This is a genomic window from Lactiplantibacillus dongliensis (assembly GCF_005405105.1).
GTDB lineage: Bacteria > Bacillota > Bacilli > Lactobacillales > Lactobacillaceae > Lactiplantibacillus > Lactiplantibacillus dongliensis.
On record NZ_BJDK01000002.1, the window covers coordinates 23006 to 46544 of the forward strand.

At 45.8% G+C, this 23539-nt stretch carries 19 protein-coding genes and 1 pseudogene; 10 read left to right on the forward strand and 10 right to left on the reverse strand.

Features of this window, described 5'->3' with window-relative positions; all coding sequences use genetic code 11:
• Nucleotides 1–55: 55 nt before the first annotated feature.
• The 3 genes from FFM80_RS00665 to FFM80_RS00675 are packed head-to-tail and all read right to left on the reverse strand — an operon-like array spanning nt 56 to nt 2190.
• Nucleotides 56–310, reverse strand: coding sequence for a hypothetical protein (locus tag FFM80_RS00665; RefSeq protein ID WP_137639051.1), 255 nt, complete (start codon nt 308–310; stop codon nt 56–58).
• Nucleotides 310–1221 carry a ribonucleoside hydrolase RihC gene (gene rihC, locus FFM80_RS00670; RefSeq protein WP_137639052.1) on the reverse strand — a complete coding sequence of 304 codons (912 nt, stop codon included), beginning with the start codon at nt 1219–1221 and terminating at the stop codon, nt 310–312. The genes FFM80_RS00665 and rihC overlap by 1 nt, the downstream gene beginning before the upstream one ends.
• 18 nt (nt 1222–1239) lie before the next feature.
• A complete protein-coding gene (locus tag FFM80_RS00675) occupies nt 1240–2190 on the reverse strand; it encodes a Gfo/Idh/MocA family protein (protein ID WP_137639053.1) in 951 nt (316 codons plus the stop codon).
• Nucleotides 2191–2322: 132 nt separating this feature from the next.
• Between FFM80_RS00675 and FFM80_RS00680 the strand changes: the two genes are divergently transcribed.
• A complete protein-coding gene (locus FFM80_RS00680) occupies nt 2323–3213 on the forward strand; it encodes an oxidoreductase (RefSeq protein WP_137639054.1) in 891 nt (296 codons plus the stop codon).
• 63 nt (nt 3214–3276) lie between these two features.
• On the opposite strand, the gene FFM80_RS00685 is transcribed toward FFM80_RS00680, so the two are convergent.
• Complete coding sequence (locus FFM80_RS00685; RefSeq protein WP_137639055.1) at nt 3277–3972, reverse strand: EAL domain-containing protein; 696 nt, start codon at nt 3970–3972, stop codon at nt 3277–3279.
• Nucleotides 3973–4109: 137 nt separating this feature from the next.
• On the opposite strand from FFM80_RS00685, the gene FFM80_RS00690 reads away from it, so the two are divergent.
• The 5 genes from FFM80_RS00690 (at nt 4110) to FFM80_RS00710 (ending at nt 12842) form a co-directional block, all read left to right on the forward strand.
• Entirely contained in the window at nt 4110–5465 is a 1356-nt protein-coding gene (locus tag FFM80_RS00690) for an FAD-dependent oxidoreductase (RefSeq protein ID WP_171001003.1), read from the forward strand.
• Nucleotides 5466–5536: 71 nt separating this feature from the next.
• A complete protein-coding gene (locus FFM80_RS00695; RefSeq protein ID WP_137639057.1) occupies nt 5537–6667 on the forward strand; it encodes a GGDEF domain-containing protein in 1131 nt (376 codons plus the stop codon).
• 154 nt (nt 6668–6821) lie between these two features.
• On the forward strand, nt 6822–7952 hold the full coding sequence (locus FFM80_RS00700; protein WP_137639058.1) for a GGDEF domain-containing protein: 1131 nt from the start codon (nt 6822–6824) through the stop codon (nt 7950–7952).
• 753 nt (nt 7953–8705) lie between these two features.
• Nucleotides 8706–9002 carry a KxYKxGKxW signal peptide domain-containing protein gene (locus FFM80_RS00705; RefSeq protein WP_137639059.1) on the forward strand — a complete coding sequence of 99 codons (297 nt, stop codon included), beginning with the start codon at nt 8706–8708 and terminating at the stop codon, nt 9000–9002.
• A 6-nt stretch (nt 9003–9008) separates the two neighbouring features.
• Entirely contained in the window at nt 9009–12842 is a 3834-nt protein-coding gene (locus FFM80_RS00710) for a BspA family leucine-rich repeat surface protein (RefSeq protein ID WP_137639060.1), read from the forward strand.
• Between the two features lie 78 nt (nt 12843–12920).
• Here FFM80_RS00710 and FFM80_RS00715 read toward each other — a convergent pair whose 3' ends face one another.
• Nucleotides 12921–13337, reverse strand: a complete 417-nt coding sequence (locus FFM80_RS00715; RefSeq protein WP_137639061.1) for an Lrp/AsnC family transcriptional regulator — start codon at nt 13335–13337, stop codon at nt 12921–12923.
• A gap of 203 nt (nt 13338–13540) precedes the next feature.
• On the opposite strand from FFM80_RS00715, the gene FFM80_RS00720 reads away from it, so the two are divergent.
• The 4 genes from FFM80_RS00720 (at nt 13541) to FFM80_RS00735 (ending at nt 18506) form a co-directional block, all read left to right on the forward strand.
• Nucleotides 13541–15067 carry an ABC transporter permease/substrate-binding protein gene (locus FFM80_RS00720; protein ID WP_137639062.1) on the forward strand — a complete coding sequence of 509 codons (1527 nt, stop codon included), beginning with the start codon at nt 13541–13543 and terminating at the stop codon, nt 15065–15067.
• Between the two features lies 1 nt (nt 15068).
• Nucleotides 15069–16037 (forward strand): ABC transporter ATP-binding protein, encoded by a 969-nt coding sequence (locus FFM80_RS00725; protein WP_137639063.1) that lies wholly within the window; start codon nt 15069–15071, stop codon nt 16035–16037.
• A 415-nt stretch (nt 16038–16452) separates the two neighbouring features.
• The gene (locus FFM80_RS00730; RefSeq protein ID WP_137639064.1) at nt 16453–17784 is read left to right on the forward strand and encodes a dihydrolipoyl dehydrogenase family protein; all 1332 of its coding nucleotides are present in this window, start codon (nt 16453–16455) and stop codon (nt 17782–17784) included.
• 236 nt (nt 17785–18020) lie between these two features.
• Entirely contained in the window at nt 18021–18506 is a 486-nt protein-coding gene (locus FFM80_RS00735; RefSeq protein WP_137639065.1) for a type III toxin-antitoxin system ToxN/AbiQ family toxin, read from the forward strand.
• A gap of 115 nt (nt 18507–18621) precedes the next feature.
• Here FFM80_RS00735 and FFM80_RS00740 read toward each other — a convergent pair whose 3' ends face one another.
• From FFM80_RS00740 to FFM80_RS00760, 5 genes and pseudogenes are all read right to left on the reverse strand, one after another.
• The gene (locus FFM80_RS00740; RefSeq protein WP_137639066.1) at nt 18622–19236 is read right to left on the reverse strand and encodes a sugar O-acetyltransferase; all 615 of its coding nucleotides are present in this window, start codon (nt 19234–19236) and stop codon (nt 18622–18624) included.
• The gene (locus FFM80_RS00745) at nt 19223–20392 is read right to left on the reverse strand and encodes an MFS transporter (protein WP_137639067.1); all 1170 of its coding nucleotides are present in this window, start codon (nt 20390–20392) and stop codon (nt 19223–19225) included. Before FFM80_RS00745 ends, FFM80_RS00740 begins: the two co-directional genes overlap by 14 nt.
• A complete protein-coding gene (locus tag FFM80_RS00750; protein WP_137639068.1) occupies nt 20389–21186 on the reverse strand; it encodes a Cof-type HAD-IIB family hydrolase in 798 nt (265 codons plus the stop codon). Before FFM80_RS00750 ends, FFM80_RS00745 begins: the two co-directional genes overlap by 4 nt.
• 94 nt (nt 21187–21280) lie before the next feature.
• A complete protein-coding gene (locus tag FFM80_RS00755; RefSeq protein WP_137639069.1) occupies nt 21281–22153 on the reverse strand; it encodes an AraC family transcriptional regulator in 873 nt (290 codons plus the stop codon).
• A gap of 372 nt (nt 22154–22525) precedes the next feature.
• Nucleotides 22526–23539 (reverse strand): annotated as a pseudogene (locus FFM80_RS00760) (RNA-guided endonuclease InsQ/TnpB family protein); the annotation flags it as partial.

Sequence of the window (23539 nt, forward strand, 5' to 3'; positions counted from 1 at the left end):
CCCCAGTCTTAACATAACAAGCGCTAAGACTGGGGATGAACGATCATCTAATAATCTAAAAAATCCGCCGAAACCAAATTAAACCGAGTACCACATCTAAAATCATAATTAAGCCTATTAGTAGAAAGAAACGTTTCAAAGCTGGTGAGCTGTAAGCTTTTGACAGTTGAACCGATCCCCAACTGAGCGGTAAAGCCGTTAAGATCATCGTAGCGAGCGGCCAACTAGACCAGCCGAACGCGGCTAAAATAACCCCAGCTGAAATCAAAATTCCGCCGAATTGTAAGATCCAGGTATTTTCTGGTTTCATTAGCTGATTGCGGCAACGGTGGTTAAGAACCATTGGTTAAACGCTGGCGCATCGATATCGACACAGACATTAGCGTTTGTGCGGCCATCATGATAGGCGCCACGAATATCGCCGACCGTTTCACCAATCGCCGGGCCGTCAGTTTGAATGTCAATCCACATTGCCTCAGTCGTGAATGCTTCCGGATGTAATAAGTAAAAGAGCGTATTAACATCATGCATGGGTACCCCGGTCTGGTCGCCATCGCCATAATGTGTGAAGAGGGCGTGCAACATAGTCCCAGTCCGACCTAAAGTTGGCAACGTCTGCATGGTTGCTGAGGTTAACAAAGCTTTCATCGTGACATCGAGGCCGACCATCGTAATCGGAATCCCTGAGGCATACATAATGGCGGCTGCGTGCGGATCGGTGAAGACGTTGAATTCGGCGGCACTGGTCATGTTGCCTTTACCGAGTGCCCCGCCCATCGCCACGATGCGTTTAATATGCGGGATGACTTCGGGGTAGGTCTTCAAAAGTAAGCCGATGTTCGTATAGGAGCCAGTTGGGACTAGCGTAAGTGGTTCGGGTGCCGCTAATAACGTATCACGTAAGGCTTCGACCGCGGTCATTGGTAGCGGCTTGGGCAAATCAGTTGGAAAGTCATAGCCTGGCATCCCAGATTCGCCATGAATCCGGGCCGCATCTTCAAAGGGCTTAATCAGTGGTTGTGCGGCGCCTTCAGCAACGGGTACGTTACTATTGAAGAAACGCACGAGTTTTAACGCATTCAACGTCGTTTTATCAACGGTAACATTGCCGGCAACGGCCGTGAGTAATTGTAACTCTAAGTCGGGATGGTTCAGGGCAATCGTGATGGCTGCGGCGTCATCAATTCCAGGATCGGTGTCCATAATTAGTTTGATTGGCATAGCAATTCCTCCTCGTATTTAAAACCATTGCTGGTAACAAGCTTCGATTAATTGGATGGTGCGTTTTGTCATGGCCGGTGTCATGACAGGACTCGTTGTTTGACCGCTCGTGAGTAGCTGACAAAAGTGATCGATTTCAAACCGAAATTCACTTTGTTGATCAGCGTGGAGCATTTGTATGGGTTGGCCGGTTAGTGCTAAAGTCGCGTGATCCGTTTTCCAGTAGTCAGGAATCGTCAAGGTGCCTAGGTCACCATGAATGACCATCTGGCTAGGCTGCGGTTGCGCTGACGTGATCAATAAGTTTACTAGACAGTCACCAAACTGCAAGCTGAGTGCAGCTTGGGTATCTGTTAAGCCCGCCGGAATCGTCGCGACGCCGGTCATCGTTAAATCAGTCGGTGCAAATAAGTATTGTAAGTAGTCGAGCGGATAAGCACCACTGCCATATAAAGCGCCGCCACCCGCCGCCCGATTGGTGAACCAGCCAGTTGGATTGCCGCTAGGATGGTATTCGGTAATATTAATTGTCCGCACATGTCCCAGCGTTCCGGCCGTCAGTAAATGCTTGACTTGCTGTGTAATCGGTAAAAAGATGGCCTTTTGTGCTGCCATTAATAAGACTTGTTCTTGTGCAGCTAAGTCGAACAAAGTCTGCGTCTGGTCAGCAGTTAGAGTGAACGGCTTTTCGAGTAAGACGGGTTTGTGGTGCTGCAAGGCCAGCTTGGCTAACGGAAAGTGTCCAGCGTTGTAAGTTGGAATATAAACGGCATCAAGTTGCGGATCATTCAATAAGGTTTCGTAATCGTCATAGACAGTCGGTAACTGACAACGTAACGCTAAGGCTTCGGCTTTGACCCGTGACCGAGCGGCGATGGCTTGCGGCGTTGCCAAGGATGACTCACGCATGCCGGCAACCACACGGGGCACAATTGAAGCGGCACTTAAAATTCCAAAGTTAACGGACATTTTCCCAACCCCTTTTTTCAAAATGACTTACCATTATTTTAGCATAACTCCAGCTATGAATCCGATTGCATTTCGTGCTGGTAAGGCGTAGCATGGCAGTAATTAATTGAGGATAATGGGAGGCCAAAACTTATGGCAAAGCCACGAGTCATTCTAATCACAGGTGCATCATCAGGAATTGGGAAAGCCACAGCGTTAAAGCTACAGGCACAAGGCAATATTGTTTATGGTGCTGCCCGCCGAGTCGAAAAGATGACGGATCTAGCGGCCGCGGGGGTGCACGTCTTGAAGTTGGATGTGACGGATGAAGCGACCTTGGTTGCAGCGGTTAAAACAATTGAAGCGGAACAACAACGTTTAGATGTGCTTATCAATAATGCGGGTTATGGCTCATATGGGTCACTGGAAGATGTGCCGTTGGCGGAAGGTGAGTATCAATTCAAAGTGAACGTCTTTGGTGTGATGCGGTTAACGCAACTGGTCTTGCCGATTATGCGGGCACAACACCGTGGTCGGATTATCAACGTGTCGTCCATCGGTGGGAAGATTTATCAGCCGTTGAGTGCGTGGTATATGGGTACCAAGCATGCGATCGAAGGGATGAGCGATACGTTGCGGATGGAACTAGCACCGTTCGGGATTGACGTGTCGATTATTGAACCGGGTGGCATTAAGACCGAATGGGCTGGCATCGCTGAAAAGAAATTACTAGAAGTGTCTGGTGACACGGCTTATGGTCAGCAAGCACGTAACGTGGGGGCGATGCTCTCGTTGTTCGATACGTTTGCGTCTAATCCAGGTGTGATTGCGAAATTGATGGTGCGGGCGGTCAATGATGTGAAGCCGAAGACTCGGTATCACGCTGGGATGGGTGCCGGGGTGTCATTAGCGGCGCGGCATTGGTTGTCTGATCGCCAGTTCGATAAGTTAATGAACCAAGCGACAGTTGGCGCGGCGAAACTAGCCCATTTTGCGCGTAAAGATGCGAAACGGGCTGGTAGTCGACACTATCGGCATGGCTAACAGCAATCAAAAAACGGCGTTCACAACTCAATGATGAGTGTTGTGAACGCCGCTTTTAGCTGATCAGGCACAGTCAGTTGTATCTTTAGGCAACCGCAATAAGCGGGGCTTGCCAAAGTAATAGCCCTGTTTGACGCCGATACCGAGTCGATTGCTTAATTGGTTATCCGGTTGATCTTCGATACCTTCCAAGACCAGCCGTAAGTCATATTCGTTACTAATGGCACGCCAGAAACGAACCCGGCGCATCATCTCGGGGTCTTGAAAGTGTTGTTTGAAGTTTTGTAACGCAAACTTAATTTCACTGACGTACGGTAATAAATCACGAATCTCAGTGAAGTAGTTTTCGCCGCTGCCAACGTCATCTAATGACACTTCGATGCCGTGTTGGACGAACATTTTAAGGTGGGCTAAAACTGTGCTCGTACAATAGTCTTCAGTACTTTCGTCTTCCGTTAATTCGACGACCAATTTGGTTGGGTAGAGTTGAATCTGACACTGGATTAACGCTTGGGCAACCGCGGTGGTCATTAATTGCTGGCGGCTGATGTTTACCGAGCAATGTTGAACCTTGAGACCCAAAACCTTAGTGGTTTCGACTAATAAGTTGGCAAAAATCAACGGATCAATCGCAGTAAAGGAAGCCGGCAAACGCCAGCCAGACGCTGTTCGTTGACGAATTAATAGTTCATAGCCAGCGATCGTTTTGGTGACCGTATTAACTTGTGGTTGAACAAAGAAACGGTAAATGGGTTTCAATCAAGGTCCTCCTGTGGCAGTTTGCTTTTAAGTTGAAAGTTAGTATAATATTAGGGTTGTATATGTAATAATCATAAACGTATATGCGTATTAATATGATAAACTAATCTTTTGAAAAAAGAAAGGGGCTTTTGCCTTTGAAGATTGTTGTAGTAGGGTGTACACACGCAGGAATTGCAGCGATTAAACAAATTTTGAAGACTTATCCAACAGCGGATATCACGGTCTATGAGCGTCAAGCAAACATTTCTTACCTATCATGTGCCACTTATTTACATATTGAAGGAACGGTGCCGCGGTTGGAAGATACCTTTTACGCGGAACCAGCTGATTTTACCAAACAAGGGGTCCATATGCGGATTCAGCATGATGTCATTAAGATTGATGCTCAAAAGCAGACTGTTCGTGTTCAGAATTTAATCACTAAAGCGATGCAAACCACCAGCTACGACAAGTTAATCATGGCAACTGGCTCCATTACGGCAATCCCGGCCATTACGGGAATCGAAAACCCCAAGGTAATGCTTTGTAAAACTTATGATCAAGCTCACGATTTATGTACTGCCACCACGGATCAACCGCGGATTGCGATTCTGGGCGGCGGACACATCGGCGTCGAATTGGCAGAAGGTTATGCTAAGACGGGCCATCAAGTCACACTGTTTCAACGGCCTAAGTACTTATTAAATGATTATCTGGAACCAGCCTTGTCTGACGCAGTACAGAAGTTGTTAGTGGCTAATGGCGTTCACGTGGTTACGGATACGACGGTTACCAGCTTTGAAGATGATGCCGCGGGTCACTTGGTAGTTGCGACCACGGCCGGAGACTTTGTTGTGGATATGGCCGCTGTCAGTGCCGGCATGTTACCAAATACGGAATTGTTGGCTGGTCAAGTTAAGATGACTAAAAAAGGTGCCATCATCACGGATGATTATATGTATACTTCCAACGAAGCTATTCTAGCGGCGGGCGATGCGACGGTTATCCATGCTAATCCAACCCATACGCAGCGGTATGCCCCGTTGGCTTCACATGCGATTCGCCAAGGGACGCTAGCTGGGCTCAATGTTGGTGAACGACGTGTTCGGACGATGGGAACGCAATCGACGACGGGGATTATGTTATTCGGGCATACGATCGCTGAAACTGGTGTGACCTTGAAACAAGCTCTAGCGGCGCACTTGAATGCAACAACGGCGCATTATAACGGCCCCTATCGACCGGACTTTATGCCGGATGCGTTCGATGTCAATGTTGAACTGGTCTATGATCGAAATAGTCGTAAAGTACTTGGCGCTCAGATTATGAGTCAACATAGCGTAGCCCAATCAGCGAACGTTGTGTCAGTTTTGATGCAAAATAACGGTACGATTGACCAATTGGCCATGGTTGACATGTTGTTTTCGCCGAACTTTAACAATCCATTTGATTACTTGAATTTAGTCGGCCAAATTGCGGTTGAACAAGAAGGCGGCTATGTTCGTAGTTAGTGCTGATTTGGGGTTAGCCTAATTGGCTCACCAAAGCTAGTGGCAAGCGGATTGAAAAGGAAGGTGACGTGATGACCTGGACGAACTGGCACGTGGCCCCGTTTGTGACTAGTGTGTTCTTTGTTTTAGGGGTCTTAACGCTGTACTGGGCAAGTGTGAGTTGGCTTAAACGCTGGATTCATGGGCATCACTGGGAGATTACCGATCGGACCATTGAGACTTGGTATGGTGTGCTTTACATGGTGACGTTCACGTTTAGCTTGCAGGCCCTAGTGGTTGGTCAGACTTATGATTGGCAGTTCATGAATTTCCAACTAATGGCGATTATTTTTTGTGGTTACTTTTTGAGTGACCGGGTGGCCGGTATTTGGCTATTTCCCACCGTCATTGTGTTTATGATCTACAATCATTCAATGACATCCTGGTTGTCTTGGGGACATACGGTGACGCTGTGTGTCCTATTCTGGGGGCTGAATATCGCTTATCGTAAGTGGCATACACGACGATTGGCACCAGTAATCTATCTTGCAATTATCATCCCATGCGGCTGGTTGTTGTGGTATTGGATGAAGCTGAAGTATCAGTTGAGTTGGCGGATGCTGACGCTGCAGTGGCTCTATCTAGTAGTCTTTGCCATCTTATTGTATAGCTATGTGATCATGTTGACCCGGGATAGTGAATTGAAACAACGGCTAAAACGGTTTGCCAGTCATGATTCATTGACGCAGACGGCCAATTTTGCGGCCTATGTTGAAGTCGGGGACTGTTGGTTTGCGAAGTGCAAACGCACGGATCAGCCGTTGACAATGATGATGTTTGATATTGACCATTTTAAACAGATTAACGATACCCATGGTCATTTAGCTGGCGATGATGTCTTACAACAAGTTGTGGCGACCGTTCAAACCGTACTTGACGAAACTGATCCGCGGATTCGACTCTTTCGGACCGGGGGCGAGGAGTTTAACCTCTTGTTCTCAGATTATCACTTGGCCGCTACCCAACCGATCGTGGCGCAGATTTTTAGTGCCGTCAATCATTTGCAAGTTGTCGCTGACGGTCTGCAGATTGCACCGACGATTTCGGTGGGCGTGTCCGAGTTACAAGGTGTGGACCATGAGCTGATTGATTTATATAATCGCGTTGATCGTAACTTATATCATTCGAAACGGAATGGTCGGATGCAGATTACGAGCGCGTAACTGATTCGGCAAGACGTTATCCAAACTATGGGTGACGTTTTTTTGTTACTTGATATAGGGGGCCGTTACCGGAAAGTACCGCTATTCTTAAGCGTTAATGGTATAGTTAATATAAATGAACACAAGCGTCGTGTTGGATAGAGAAGGTGATGAGATGACTTGGACGCATTGGCATGTGGCACCGTTCGTGACTAGTGTCTTCTTTGTCTTAGGCGTGTTGACACTATATTGGGCAACCATTAGGTCGTTAGAAGCCTGGGTACATGACCACCACTGGGAGATTGCCGATCATACGTTGGAAGCTTGGTATGGCATGGTTTATATGGTGGCGTTCACGTTTGGCCTGCAGACGTTAATTGTGGGCCAAACGTATAATTGGCAATTTATGAACTTTCAGTTGATTGCCATTATTTTCTGTGGGTACTTTTTAAACATCCGGATTCCACCGTTATGGTTGTTCCCAATCGTGGTGGCTTTCATGGCTTACAACCATTCCCTATTCGTTTGGCAATCTTGGGGGCATGCGTTGACCTTACTAGTCTTTTTCTGGTTGCTGAATGTGGTGCAACGGAAGTTTCGGACCACGCGGGTGGCGCCGATGATGTACTTAGTTGTGGTGGTCCCGTTCGGCTGGTTGTTGTGGTATTGGATGCGGTTGAAGCATCAATTGAGTTGGCATACCGTGACGATGCAGTGGCTGTACTTAGTCGTCTTTGCTATCTTGGTGTATAGCTATGTGATCATGTTGACGCATGACAGTGAATTAAAGCAACGACTGCAACGGTTTGCTAGTCATGATTCACTGACACATGCAGCGAACTTTGCGGCGTATGTTGAAGCGAGTCAGTATTGGTTCGATAAGAGTAAGCACGATGCGCAACCGCTAGCCATGATGATGTTTGATATTGATCACTTTAAACGAATTAATGATACTTATGGGCATTTAGCTGGCGATGACGTTTTACAACAAGTTGTGGTGACGGTTCAGACGGTGATCGATGCCAATGATTCGCAGATCAAGTTATATCGAACGGGTGGTGAGGAGTTTAACCTCTTATTCCCGGATTATCGATTAGCTGCCACACAAGCGACCGTTGCCCAGATCTTTAATGCCGTGAATCACCTGAAAGTCATCGCTGGTGGGGCGCAGATTGAACCCACCATTTCAGTTGGCGTGACCGAATTACGGGCGATTGATGCGGAACCGCTGGACTTTTATAATCGTGTTGACCAGAACTTGTATCATTCCAAGCAAAATGGTCGGATGCAGATTACGAGTGCTTAATAAGCTATATTTTAAGTCAAAACAAGTTTGTAATTATCCAAGTTAGTTGGGTAATTGCGAGCTTGTTTTTTAATTTTAGTGATTAAGATTAATTAATTGAGTACGCTTGGTGTTAGTTGAAATTGCCGCCTGCCGGTTGGTTCCTAAAACGCTGGAACGCCATGGGCCATTTTGAAGCCAAAAAAGCGGTCTTCAAAACTGGCCTTGGCCTAAGTCCGAGTAGACCACTCGCACTAAGGCCAACGACACGGCTGAGCATTTTAGGAACCAACCTTTCGGCTAAGTGACTGGACTGAAAATAATCAATCAATAATTTTTTTATTCCCAGTAGTTAACGGCGGGCGGGCCAGAATTGGCTCAGTGGTGTCGTCTGACTTAGTCGAGTGATTTTCTCGAGTTAGTCAAAGCCCGACTTATGGGACCGCTTTGTGGCTCATAAACGCGGTCACCACGTTCCAGCCGATTCTGGACCAACCAGAGTGACAATTTAAACCAACCAGCACCAAGCGTTAAGTAAAGAGATTGCTACTTACGACTATTAAAAGCCTTTTACACATTGCGTGATATCAAAATCGTCTGAAGTGCTTGATGAAATATGACATAATTAATTAAATCACATAATCAATCTGTTATTATAGCAAAGTTTCCTGTATAGTTGACGTATAACTAACAGTTAATGATAGCAAGTATTTTTTGTGATAAAGGGGATTGTTTTGGTGGTTACATAGGGAAACCTTTAAAGGAGGAGCATAAATGATTAAAATCAGCGATTCGAAAATACATTATAAGATGTACAAACGGGGACGATTTTGGGTATTTGCTGGCATTACAGGATTAGTTGTTTTACAGGGTATGACTAGTGTGGCACAGGCGGATACGGCCACACCAAGTAGCGATGTCGATGTGGTGACATCAATCCCTAGGACGACGACCAAGGAAATTATTTTAAAAGATCAAAATGAAAGCGTTACCACAAGTGGTTCTGTCGATGGTGATTCGGGGACGCCCACCTCTTCAGTAGTTGACTCAGTAGCTAGTGGTAGTGAATAAACTAGTATGGCAACTAGTTCAGCAACTGAGGTGGAAAGTGAAACGAGTGAAGCAGTAAAGAGCCAATCTATCTCGGGTAGTAGTTATGCTGAACCTAGTCAAGCATCGGCGGCCCCAGTTAGGGAGTCAGTTACTGTGTCTAATGCTGGCAGTCAGGTGTCTGGTGCACCATCGGAAGTCGCCAAAGCGATCACTTCAGCGAATACAGTATTAGCACAACCAGCGGCCCCGGGTGATGAGGATGCTGACGGTGTGATGAGACCGCTAGCAAGTCTGGCCAGGGCACCTAAAATGGCGCGTAGCTTAGTGGCTGATGAAAACGTTATAGTGGGAAACGGCGTGATTGGGGAAGTTAACTGGACAATTAATGAAACTGGGTTATTGAAATTGGGTGGGGGTCAGTTACGATTACCGGGACAGAATATTTATACCTATAGTAATCAGATTAGTCGTTTTGGCAGTTTGTCAAAGATTACAAAGATAGTGTTAACAGCACCAATTATTGTATCGGGAACTGTTGAAACACTCTTTGCTAACAAGCCAAACCTAACTGAGATTACGGGTTTAGAATATTTTGATACTCAGAGTATAACTAATATGAGTGGGATGTTTAGAGGAGATAGCCAACTAACTAATCTAGACTTAAGTCACTTTAAAACTAGCAATGTCAGCAATATGGAGAGTATGTTTGAGAATGTGAGTTCACTGACTAGCTTGAATTTGAGTAATTTTGAAACTGGCAATGTTAGCAATATGGAGAGTATGTTTGAGAATGCGAGTTCGTTGATAAGCTTGGATTTGAGCAGCTTTATTACTGGAAACGTTAAGAATATGGCCGAAATGTTTAGTGGTGATGAACAACTGGCAAACTTAAACATCAGTCAGTTTGATACAAGCCTTGTAGGCGACATGAAAAGTATGTTTGAAAATGCGAGTTCGCTAACTGTTCTAGACTTAAGTCACTTTAAAACAGAAAATGTGTGTAATATGAGTGACATGTTTAGCGGTGATGCTTCATTGACTAAATTAGACCTCGGTAACTTTAAGACGAGTCTTGTTGAAGATATGAGCGGCATGTTTTATGGTATGACTAATTTAAGTGAACTTGACATCTCGAATTTTGATACTAGTAATGTAAAAAATATGGATAGCATGTTCAGTAATAGTCTTGCTCTAACCAAATTAGATTTATTTAATTTCGATACTAGTAAGGTGAGTAATATGCGCTACATGTTCAATGAGATGAGCGCACTGACAGAGTTAAACGTCTCGAGTTTTAATACCAAGCTTGTCACCAATATGGACCACATGTTTTGTTGGAATCAGTCGATTACTAAATTGGATGTTTCAAGATTTGATACTGCTAACGTTAAAAATATGATTAACATGTTTGCATGGATGTCTAAAGTGACTACATTAGATGTCACGAGTTTTGATACCAGTAACGTTGAAAACATGTCTGGCATGTTTTCTGGAATGAACTCCTTAAACAAACTTGATGTTTCGAATTTTGATACAACAAAAGTTAAATCTATGTCTAGCATGTTTAGTACGGATAGTAGCTTAACGGAACTAGATGTTTCAAACTTTAAAACTAGTGCAGTTAGTACGATGTGGGCGATGTTTCAAGGACTTAGTAGTATCAAGGTACTTGATGTTTCGAACTTTGACACTGGAAATGTTGAAACAATGAGCCGAATGTTTCAGGGGGTTAGTCAAGTTCAGACGCTAGATGTTTCAGGTTTTACTACGGACAAAGTTAAAAGCATGGAGAAAATGTTTGAAGATGTATCTAGTGTTACGGAACTGAATCTGTCAGGCTGGAATACAACGCAAGTAGGATTGCCTTTGGAAAATCATGCAGTGGCTAGTATGGAATCAATGTTTCAAAATATGACATCTTTAGAAAAACTCGATGTATCGAACTTTGATACAAGCAATGTGACAGATATGAGTTATATGTTCTCAGGGCTGTCTAAATTGTCTGAATTGGATGTCAGTAGCTTTGAGACGTCCGCAGTGACTAATATGGATTTCATGTTTAATGAGATGTCAGCATTAAGGTCATTAGATATTTCAAAATTTTCAGATATAGGAATTGAGAAAAATCGATCTCATAACTGGTTAGATAAGCTCTCTCACTTGCGAGTACTTAAACTAGAACCACGTTTGAGTCATAGTAGTATATTTAATAGCGTGTTGGTTGATCCTAGCGATCCGGGACATTGGCAACGTGTCGGTACCGGAACGATTGACCAACCAGCCGGAGCAAGCTATAGTTCTGTAGCTTTAAGGGCACAGTACGCGCCTGAGATGGCCGATATGTACGTTTGGGTACGACGCCAATTAGGCCGAGTTGTAACCACTAAGACCGTCACTCGCCAAGTCGATTATTTAGATCAGGGGACGGACACGTTGTTAGATCGTGTTACTCACCAAGTCACTTATGCTAAGTTTGCCTTAATCGATACGTTTACCAACAAAATAGTTGGCTATGACTTGAATTATGATATGGTTGCCGATATCAGCGATCCGCAAAAGGCATGGGTCCTAACCAGTCAAAGTGCCAGCCTACCAACAATTGACAGCCCAGATTTCAGTAATCTCGGTTACCAAGAACCATCGCAAGCACAAGTCGCAGCCCAAACTATCGACAGTGATTATGCAACGACTGACCTTAACTTACCGCTTATCCGGATCTACTATCAACATGTTACTGACCCTAATACCGACTATCGAAGCGTTAATCGGATCATGACGTATGTTGATGCTGAAACGCAGGGAACAGTAGCACCAGCTGTGGTACAACGTGTCACCTACTATCGGACCGCCGTGATTGACCGCATTACCGGTGACTTATTGGGCTACGATACGACTGGTGATGGGCAAGCTGATACCACTGATGCCGCAGCTGACTGGGTCCTGAGTAGTCAGACGAATCAATTGGCCAGTGTCACTAGTCCAATTCTAAGTCAGCATGGATACACGGCCCCGTCGCAGGCTGAAGTTGCGTCGGTGACAGTATTAGCGGCGGATGCTGATGCGCCGGATTTGGCGATTGTCATCAGTTATGGGCATCGATTAAAAGCAACGACCATTGATCGCTCAGTTACGCGGACGATTCAATATATCGATGGTACAACTCAAGCTAAGGTTGCGCCAACCGTTAATCAGCGCGTGACTTATCGGCAAGTCCAATTGACCGATCTAGTGACGAAGAAGGTTGGTTACGATACTAATGGTGATGGGCAGATTGATACCCTTGATCCCAAGCGAGCTTGGCTGGTTGTGGGCTCCTCCGAGTTGGCAGCAGTCGTGAGCCCTGAATTAAGTAGTCGCAACTATGCGGCGGCCTCATTGGCTCAAGTGGAGACACTGGTTATTCCAGTGAATTATACTGGCTTAACAGCAATAACAGTGACGGTCACCTACCAGCCAGTCAGTCCAGAAGTACCGGAAGAACCAGCAGTACCGGAAGTACCGGAAGCATCCGAAAAGCCAGTGCAACCAGCAGTTCCTGAACAACCGTCAGACCCTGTCAAACCGGAGCAATCGGTTCCGGTGGATGTTGATACTGGTGAATTTACGAGTAAGGAACCAACTAAAGAGCCGGTACTGACAAATGGTGATTCTGACGAAGCCCAAGGGCATTTAAGTCGTGGGCAACAGCTGGCACGATTACAAGCCAATCAATCGGCTTCGATCTTCGCTCAACAGACGATTGCCAATACTGAACTTCCCAGAACGGATAACAAGGCTAGTTCACACTTGGCATTAGCTGGTTGGGGATTGCTTAGTTGGTTGGGATTGGCTGGTTTCTGGTCACGTCGTCGTCATTAAGTGTTCGTAAACCAGATGTTATGTCAGTTCAAAAAGCGTTTGGCAGTTGTGGCTGCCAAACGCTTTTTTTTTGCGGCTTTAAAAGGCTTCTGCCACGACATCAATCACGCGGTAAGTCGCGACGGCACTCAGTTGTTGTAAGAAATCGTCTAAATCAGCGGCGGTGAAGAACGCGGCTTCAATCAAGGTATTCATCTCACCGGTCGTTCGGTAGTGGTGGCGAATCGTGTTGCGATACCGTTTGATCAATGCTAAGTAGGCCTTTTTCTGGTTAGCTTTGAAGCCGGCTTGGATGAAGACTTGGCGTTGAAACCCCATTTCAGCAAGGTTGGCTTCAATGGTATAGTTGCGAATGACGCCAGTAGCTTCGAGTCGTTCCACCCGGGCGGCCACCGCTGGGGGTGTTAGGTGAACTTCCTTTGCCAAATGGTTGAGCTTAATGCGGCAATTACGATTTAAGCTTTTTAAGATCTCAATATCGGTTGGATCGAGCATACGGGAACACCTTCGTTTTTAAAGTTTTAGACGGGAAATCCCTTCTTTTTAATCTTAACAGTTTTTCGCTAAACTGATAGGCTGGGTATACTGAACTTTTAAAGTTACAAGTGAGCTAAAAATCAGAACGCTTTTCACTGCGATTTTTGGCGGCATTATGCTACGATTAGACACATTAGAAAGCAGACTTTGGGGAGGAAATTATGCAAACCTTGATACAGACATTTATGGAGCGGCGCGGGGATTTATTGACGGCGCTTTGGCAACACTTAGGGATCTCACTGGCCGCTTTAGTCATTGCGATGGTGATTGCGATTCCATTGGCAATCTGGGCCGTGCGCCGACCTAAAATGGCGGAGTTCTTGTTACAGGTAACCAGCGTACTCCAGACGATCCCATCGTTAGCCTTATTAGGGTTATTGATTCCCTTAGTTGGTATTGGGACGGTTCCGGCAGTGATTGCCTTAGTCATCTATGCGCTATTACCCATCTTTCAAAACACCTACTTAGGTATCGACGAGATTGATGATTCAATTGAAGAAGCGGCTAATGCTTTTGGAATGTCGCGAATGCGGAAGCTGTTCAAAGTTGAGCTGCCGATTGCGATGCCACAAATTATTGCTGGGATTCGGACGGCGGTGGTGTTGATTATCGGGACTGCCACTTTGGCGGCTTTAATTGGTGCTGGGGGCTTAGGGACCTTTATTATGCTGGGAATTGACCGGAATAATACGGCGTTATTATTAATCGGGGCAATTTCGTCGGCGCTACTAGCGATTGCGCTGAGTGCGTTGATTCGTTGGTTCCAAACGGCGAAACCTAAGCGCGCGTTAACGGTGTTCGCCTTAATCGTGGTCCTACTGGGTGGAGGCGGTGCGTACAGTGTCTTTGCCAACCGCACGGAAACCATCACGATTGCCGGAAAACTAGGTTCTGAACCAGAAATTCTTATTAATATGTATAAAGATCTGATTGAAGCGAACAATGACCATGTAAAAGTGGCGTTAAAACCTAACTTTGGGAAGACGACGTTCTTATTTAGTGCTCTGCAACATGATCAAATCGATATTTATCCAGAGTTTACAGGCTCGGTTTTAGAGACATTGGTTAAGGGCAGTCATCCGAAAGGGTTGACCGCTGAAAAGACGTATCAACTCGCGAAGACACGTTTAGCGACCCAAGACCAGATGCGATTATTACAACCAATGGCCTACAACAATACGTATGCGCTGGCAGTCACCAAAAAGTTCAAAAAAGCCCACAATTTAAAGACGATTAGTGATTTGACGCAGATTGAATCACTATTGAATCCCGGAATGACGTTGGAATTTATTGATCGTGATGACGGCCTGAAAGGCTTGAAGCAGGCGTACGGCTTAAATGTCACGGCTAAGTCGATGGAACCAGCCTTACGATATACGGCGATTAATAAGGGCCGGATCAACTTGGTCGATGCTTATTCAACCGATAGTGAGTTGCGGCAATATCACTTAGCAATCTTAAAGGATGATAAGCATTTCTTCCCAACTTACCAAGGGGCGCCGTTAATGAAGACGAGTTTTGCGAACAAACATCCACAAGTGGTCAAGGCTTTGAGTAAGCTAGCCGGTAAAATTTCAGAAACGGATATGCAAGAAATGAACTATGAAGTGAACGTACAGAATAAGTCGGCAGCGACGGTTGCGCATCATTATTTAGTACAACATGGCTTACTAGAAGGAGGGCGTTAAGATGACCAGTGCAATTGAGTTTCGGCACGTTAAGAAGGATTTTAATGGTCACAATGTGATTCCTGACTTGAACTTAACCGTGTCTCAAGGGGAGTTGTTCGTGCTGGTCGGGACTTCTGGCAGTGGTAAGACGACTTCACTGAAGATGATTAATCGTTTAGAGCCATTAACGGCCGGTGAAATCTTAGTCAATGGTACTGATGCGACCACGGTGCCCATTCGTGAGTTACGGTGGGATATGGGCTACGTCTTGCAACAGATTGCGTTGTTCCCAACCATGACTGTCGCGCAAAATATTGCTGTGATTCCCGAAATGAAAGGGACGCCTAAAAAGGAAATCAGTGCCACGATTGATGAATTACTGACTGAAGTCGGTCTAGATCCCGCCGAATATCGCGACCGGATGCCCGATGAACTATCTGGTGGTGAACAGCAACGGATTGGTATCTTACGGGCGATTGCCTCCCAACCGGCAACAGTCTTAATGGATGAACCGTTCAGTGCGCTAGACCCGATCTCACGGCAACAGTTACAAGATTTGGTGCTAAAGTTGCATCAACGTTTCGGGAATACGATTGTGTTTGTGACCCATGACATGAATGAAGCGTTAAAATTAGGTGACCGAATCGGCGTGATGCGCCACGGTGAATTACTACAAGTCGACACGCCCAGTGCGATTGCGCAGCATCCCGTCAACGACTTTGTCCGCGAGTTTTTCGGCGCCAGTCGTGCGAAGAAAGTCTATGATATTTACGTTGGTCGGGTGGGCTTGGAACAAGGTTACTTAAAAGCCAAACCGACTGTCGCCGCCGGTCAGATTCAAGCCATTGACGTGCAAGCCACATTACGGACCGCGTTTGAAGCGTTAACGACGCATGATTATTTGGCTGTGACGGAAGACCAGCAGGTGCGAGGGTATTTGGATCGGCAGACGGTGATGGGGTATTTGAGTACGCATGAACCAGATTAGAGTGTGAAGGCCAACGGGTTGCGCCTGAGCATTGCCTAGCTAAGTCAATGATGCGGTGGTCTTCCGCATGGTTGACTTAGCGTAGCAAGCGGAGGGCACAGTTGGACTGAGCACGTTTCAAAAAAGAGTGTGAGTGAGGGCGGTTTGAGGTTGAGCATTGCCTAGCTAAGCCAATGATGCGGTGGTCTTCCGCATGGTTGACTTAGCGTAGCAAGCGGAGGGCACAGTTGGACTGAGCACGTTTCAAAAAAAGAGTGTAAGGTGAGCTGGGTGGGACTGAGCATTGCCTAGCTAGTCAATGATGCGGCGAATTTCCGCATGCTTGACTGGCGTAGCAAGCGGAGGTCCCAGGCTTGCCGAACACGTTTCAGCAAATTTACCAAAAACAAAAATCTCAAGCAAAGGAGTTCAAAAAATGACAAAACAAGTCGACGTTATCGTTATCGGCGGTGGCCCAGCAGGTACCGCCATGGCAAGTGGCCTAAAAGCTCAAGGTAAATCAGTATTGATTGTCGAAAATGACTTATGGGGCGGGACTTGTCCTAACCGTGGTTGTGACCCAAAGAAAATTTTACTCAGTGCCGTTGAAGCCCGCCGCCATGCCCAGAATTTAGCTGGTCATGGGTTGAGGGGGGTCCCAACGATTGATTGGCCAGCTTTGATGGCAACTAAGCGCGGGTATACGGATCAGATTCCGAGTGGCACGTTGAACGGTTTAAAGGCCCAAAAGATTGATACTATGCATGGCCAAGCGTATTTTCGGGCTGATGGCGAATTGACCGTAGATGGTGAGGTCGTCGCTGCGACTGATTATGTGATTGCGACCGGCCAACGACCAAGTATCTTGCCTATCACTGGTCACGAGTATTTTGCCACTAGTACGGACTTTCTTGATTTAGACACGATGCCCAGCCGCGTCACGTTTGTTGGTGGTGGCTATGTTGGATTCGAATTGGCAACGATTGCGCGTTCGGCGGGTGCTGAAGTTCATTTGATTCATCACAATCAACGGCCATTGAAGGCATTTGACCCAGCCCTTGTTAAGGCGTTGATGCAAAACTTAACGCAACAAGGAGTAACGTTTGATTTAGACGTGGACTTAAACAAAATTACGCAACAAGCAGATGGCCTGCACCTAACGGATGATCACGGCTTTGATCTCACAACTGACTTAGTGGTTTGTTCTGCTGGGCGGGTGCCAAATGTAGATCACTTAGGCCTAGCGAATGTTGGGGTTAGTTACGGTCGACACGGGGTACAAGTTAACGACCATTTACAGACTGCTAATCCGCATATTTATGCGATTGGAGATGTGAGTGATACGCCGGTACCCAAGTTAACGCCGCTGGCAGGTTATGAGGCGCGCTACTTAGTCGGTGAGTTAACCCAAGCTGGTGCGCCAATCAGCTATCCAGTTGTTCCGACTGAAGTGTACGCTGAACCTAAGCTAGCCCAAGTTGGCATGACTGCAACTCAAGCGGCGAAGTCGGATAAATACCAGGTTCATGAATTGGATATGACCCATTGGTTCACGTACTATCGGCTGCAAACGCCGCAAGCTTTAGCGAAGGTAATTGTGGACCAACAGTCCGGACTCGTGGTCGGCGCTAGCTTTCTGAGTGAGATTGCCGATGAACTGATTAATTATGTGGCCTTGTTGATTGATAAGCAAGTCACGTTAGCTGGATTGCAGAAGTTAGTCTTGGCCTATCCAACGCCGGCTAGTGATCTGCAGTATTTGTATTAGTGAATGTAAATAACTCGTGTTTCAAGGTAATTGTTGTGCACAATTAATATCGTGCAAATCCATTTACTTCTTTCAAGAGTGTTGTATAATTTGAATAGAATAGAAGTTCAGTATTTGGTGATTCTCTACCGTAAGTGAGACTTTTAAAATTGGTGATTCTCTACCGTAAGTGAGAACCTTAGTATGAAAGGGGACTGCATGGCGGCCCTTTTTTTTTCTAAATTTTTTGGGGACAGATGAATCTTTATTATGTAAATAGTGATTATATTTCGTATTTGAGAATGTTTGATCGTCGAGTTTTATGGAATAAGAGTCATCGACCATATGTTGGAATTATTTTTAAGTTTAATGAATTTACGTACTTTGCACCATTGGAAACTGCCAAGTCTGGTAAACGTGTGAATAAACGAATTGCTGTTCAAGTTTGGGGTAGTTCTCAATCAGATACAGCGCCACTAAGCTTTTTATTGCTTAATGATATGATTCCTATCAACGAGGCTAATTATACTTTGGTAGATATGGAGGTTGAAAAGGAACGCAATGTATTAAAATATCAATTGATGCTTAATGAAATTAACTATATTCGACCTCGTGAGGCACAAATTACAAGGCAGGCTTCAAAGGTCTATCAGTTGAAAAATGAGAAGAACATCGATTTCTTCAACAGAATGTGCTTGGATTTTAAACTGCTTGAAGAAAAATCATTATTATTTGATCGATAAGTAAGTTTTAGCCGACACCAGCTAGTGATTTACAATATTTGTATTAAATGAAAAAATTATCTCGATATAAAAATGGAGACGCTGATTCAAATACAGGGTCTCCATTTTTTGTAGACTAGTTTAATAATTTTGGATCAATTTGCCGATCCTTAAAGTAATATTGCCGGTCATGGTCACTGACTTGGCGCATCACTCGACAAGGATTGCCAGCCGCAACGACGTTATCTGGTAAATCTTTAGTGACGATACTACCAGCGCCGACTACGACGTTATCACCAATGGTCACACCAGGTAAAACGATGACGCCAGTGCCTAGCCAGCAGTTGCGACCGATATGCACTGGCATATTATACTGATAATTCTGTGCGCGTAATTCCGGTAGAATCGGGTGCCCGGCGGTTGCCAAGGTTACATTCGGGCCAATCATCGTCTGATCACCGACATAGATATGGGTATCATCGACTAGTGTCAGATTGAAGTTAGCGTAAATATTAGACCCAAAATGGACGTGATGACCGCCAAAGTTGGCGTGAAATGGTGGTTCAATGTAACAATTTGGACCGATTTCAGCGAACAGTTCTGTTAGAATGGCTTGTTGTTTCTCGGGTTCGGTGACGCGGGTTTGGTTGTAATCGTATAAGCGGTTCAGCAATTGTTTTTGCTGGATTTCGATTGCGGGGTCATCCGGTCGATAGAGATCCCCAGTGTGCATTTTTTCAAGATTCGACATGCTTGGTTGGTCCTTTCTGGGTGCGGTATGCCCACACGCCGGTCAATAATGTGATCACGGTTAAACAGCCGGCAATCCAGGCCAGAACGTTGGTCGTAAGGGCTTGCGAGCCGAAATTACCGAGCCAGTTCCACACGAGGGGCGCGAAAAAAGCACTGATAATAGTCGCAATCGTTAAGCGGCTACTCATGGTATCAATCTGATTTCCGGTTAAGCCAGCCTGACTGCTAAAGACTAGGTAGGGGCCGGTATAAGAGTAGATAAAGTTAAAGAAAATAGCGGCGATGATACCTAGCGTCGCGTTGGTCGTCTGCCATAGGACCAGTATGGCTGTCGCTGCGCCAGCATAGCCGAGTGTTAAGGTGTAACGATGCAAGTGCTGGTGGAGCTTACCAAATGATAATCCAGCAACAAGACCGCCTAGATTCATCGCGGCTAAGGTGAGATTCAAGACGCTGGCATTGCCGAAGTGACGTTCGGTGAATAATGTCGGTAACTTTAACTGAACACCCCAAATCAGCAAGTAGGTGACAAACGTTAATGCCAGTAAGATCCAGCTGGAAGCTGGCAAAGACTCAGCGTGATTAGGGGTCGTGGCGGTCGGTCGGAAGTCCGGCAACGCTTTGAATGCCAGTAGCGCGAGAGCAGCTAAAATCAGATACAGCAAGAAGACGGCGCGCCAACTTAAGATGACCAACCAACCGGCTAGGACAAGTAAGATGGCATTACCTAGCGCTGACAGGCCGGTCTGATAGCCCAGCAGCCGGGCCCGCAGCTCACCGTGGTAGACGTGCGCAATCAGACCAATCGCGTGTGGTGAGAACAGGCCAATCCCGAGTCCCAGTATGATTCGACTAGTCATCAGTACGGCAAAATTAGTGACGAGTATGGGGAGGGTTCCGGCCACGGCGCTCACTAGCAAGCCGCCAATCACTAGCTGCTGGCTGCCGAAACGGCGAGTCAGCCAAGGATTGAGCAACAGGGTGACCAGTGCACTTAGATTCGCACTTGTGACGAGCCATTCGATTAACGTTGGCGCGATTTGTGGAAATTCAGCGGTTAGTTGCGGAATGATCCCGGTAATCACCGTGGTGACGGCACTGACGAATGATAGACTTAAAATGCTCGCAGTGGTTAATTGACTGGGCGTCTTCATTGCGGATTAACCAGTAAATCACTGATAAAGTTTAAGACGCCTTGGCTTTCATTATCGGTCGTCTGGTCATCAGCGACGGCTTTGACGGGCGCTTGGGCATTTTGCATCGCCACGCCGAGACCAACTTCGCGCAGCATTTCTAAGTCATTACCGCCATCGCCAAAGGCACACATCTCATTGAGACCGATGCCCAAAACGTTACCTAATTCTTGTAGTCCCGCTGCTTTATGAGTCCCAATCTGAATGACATCAATATCACCGTGACCACTGCTAGTAGGTACGGCGAGGCCTAGCAAAGCCGTTCGTAATTGTGCCACGATGGCATCGGTTTCGGCAACTGGGCAAGTGATAGCGAATTTGAGAATTTGATCATCAATGTCGGTAAAGTGGTCGACACTTGCTAGTTCTGGATAATAGCGATTTACATCTGCCACGTGGACCGGGTCTTCCGTAGTGAGAACATAGGCGCGTTGGACGCCACAAACGGTGATCTGCAAATGCGGTATCGCTTGAAGTTTCGGTAAAATGGCTGCGACAGCGATAGGGTCAAAGGTATGCACCGCGTAAGTTTGTTTTAGGTCACGAATATAAGCGCCATTTTCAGCGACGTAAATCGTATCCGGATATTGCTTAAAGAATGATTTTAATTGGTAGTATTGATTGCCACTGGCCACGACCCAGCGAATCCCTTGTTGCTGTAGTTGTGCGTGCAAAATGGCGAAGCGGTCTTCGTCATAAGTCATATCGTGCCGTAAAAATGTCCCGTCCATATCAGTTGCAATTAGTTTAATCATGAGGGAAAACTCCTTTTATTTTTAAAATAAAAACGCTCGGTTTCAAGTAACCGAACGTAGTTTAGCATGCTGAAATTTTGAATAGGGGTCATTTTTAAAGGCAACTGGTATCAATTTGATGATAGCGCTGGTAGGCTTGACGATAATCGGTTGGCGTCAGTCCTTTCCAAGCTTTAAAATTGCGGTTGAGTGTCTTAGCGGAAGTGAACCCGCATTGGACGGCAATGTAATCAACTTTTATATCCGTTGATAGTAGTAAACGGCGGGCATTCATTAAGCGAACCAGCCGTAAGTAGCGATTAACAGATAGTTGTAAATTGGCATTGAATTGTTGGTTCAAGGTCGTTAGTGAAACGTGATATTGTTCAGCTAAAGTCGTGCCGCTAATCGGTTCAGCATAGTGGTCATTAATGGTCGTCATAACGGTATCGGTTAGTGATTGATTGGGACTCGTTGTCGTGTCGTCTTTCAAAATGACGAAATGTTGATCTAGTTCAACCAATAGCTGAAAAAAGTGACTCAACACTTGTAAGCGAACAGTGTCGGTAACAGGGTGCTGGAGCAAGTCATGGATGGTCAATAATTGTTGCTGGATCACGGCATAGCTAGTAGGGTGCGTTGCCTTAGCCGTGGTCAAGCCTAAAGTTAGTTGCCAATTGGCACTAGCTGGCAGTTGCGTCAACAAGTAATCATCATCGATAATCAGCCCGAATTCATCCCAGTCAGCGTCTGGGCTACCAGTAGCGCTGTGGACGCTCCGGCGATTCGTCGCCCAGATATCACCTGGTTGATACTGTTGTGTTTGGCCATCTGTGACAAAGGTCAAGCTGTCACCGGCCAATAAATAGTTAAGTTCGATGCCTTGATGCCAGTGGGGGGCAACATCAATGGTCGTTAGTGGATCGTGTTCATAATATTTAAAGGGCAGTCGTGGCATGGACTGGACCGCTTCATGTTGAATTTGCAATGGTGTCACCTCAATATAGAAATCTGACAGGATCTAGTTGGATTAAATCGCCAATCCTGGCGGGTCCGTCGTTAATGACTGAGTTGCTATAAATGAACGATCAGTCGATATTTTTAACTAGCACTAAATGTCGTACTAGAGGTATTGTAACCGCTTTTTGATTGGTCGGTCAAAACAAATTTCAATGGTAAGCGTCAATCTGGTTGGAAGAACAGGTCAACCACGCCCGTTTAAAAACGGACGCTTGTGAGAGCCACACCCCCTGGCATGGCGACCACAATTTGCTTAGATACAGCGTTAGCCTACGAATAGGACTTATCCGCTAATTACCAAAGCCTTTTAGGTCCGCAGGTTGCCAGACGGACTTGTTTCTTACAAGGTTGCTAAACCTTTAGCTAAAATGTTCTTAGCTGCATTATGATCACGCACATGAAGCATGCCACAACTAGGACACATCCACTTGCGGTCAGCTAACGTTAACTTATTCTTACCGGTCATGATGTGTCCACACTGGCTACAAGTTTGTGTCGTATTTCGGGGATCGATTGTCAAAAATTTCCGGCCGTATAGATCAGCTTTGTAAGCCAACATGCTCAGTAAAGTTCGCCAACCAACGTCCGAGATACTCATTGCCAAGGCGTGATTCCGCAACATATTTTTACTTCGCAATTCTTCAGCTACGACTAAATCGTGATTTTTGATTAAGGCCGTAGAGACGTGGTGCAGGAAGTTTTTACGTTGGTTGGCAACTTTAAGCTGTAGCTTGGCTACTTGTAGCCGTTGCTTTTGATAATTTTTTGATTCTGATAAGCGTCGTTGGGCCTTTTTAGCTCGTCTGGCTCGCCGTGACAATTTCCGTTGAGCTTTAGCTAGCTTTCCTTTAATCATTCGATAGTAACGGGGATTCTCAATGACTTGTTCATTGGAATCTGTCAGAAAATTATCAAGATTCAAATCGATGCCGACTTTAGATTCAATTGCGGGTTGCTTGGCAACAAAGGAGCGTTCTGACCCAATTTGTATGGACACAAAGTAATGACCTACAGCGTCCATTGAGACCGTTGTCGTCCCGATTCTAATATCATCAGCTCGTTCTAAAATCTTCAGCGGCAGTCCCTAGAAACGGAGACAACCTAACTTGGGCAGCCATAGATGGCGGGTATCAGTTAGTCTAACGCTACCATTCTTCATCGTTGGAACTGTCACTTTAGCACTGTAAAGACAAGAGGTTTGATAAGTTTGCTTATAACCACGCTTATGAAACTTAGGCGTCCCCGCCTGATGAACCTGGCGGAATAGTTTCCAGGCGGTCTTGTAATTCTTGATGGCATTGGCTTTCATCAAGCTATCAAAGTCTGGATGATTGAGCCAACCATGGCTATTGGA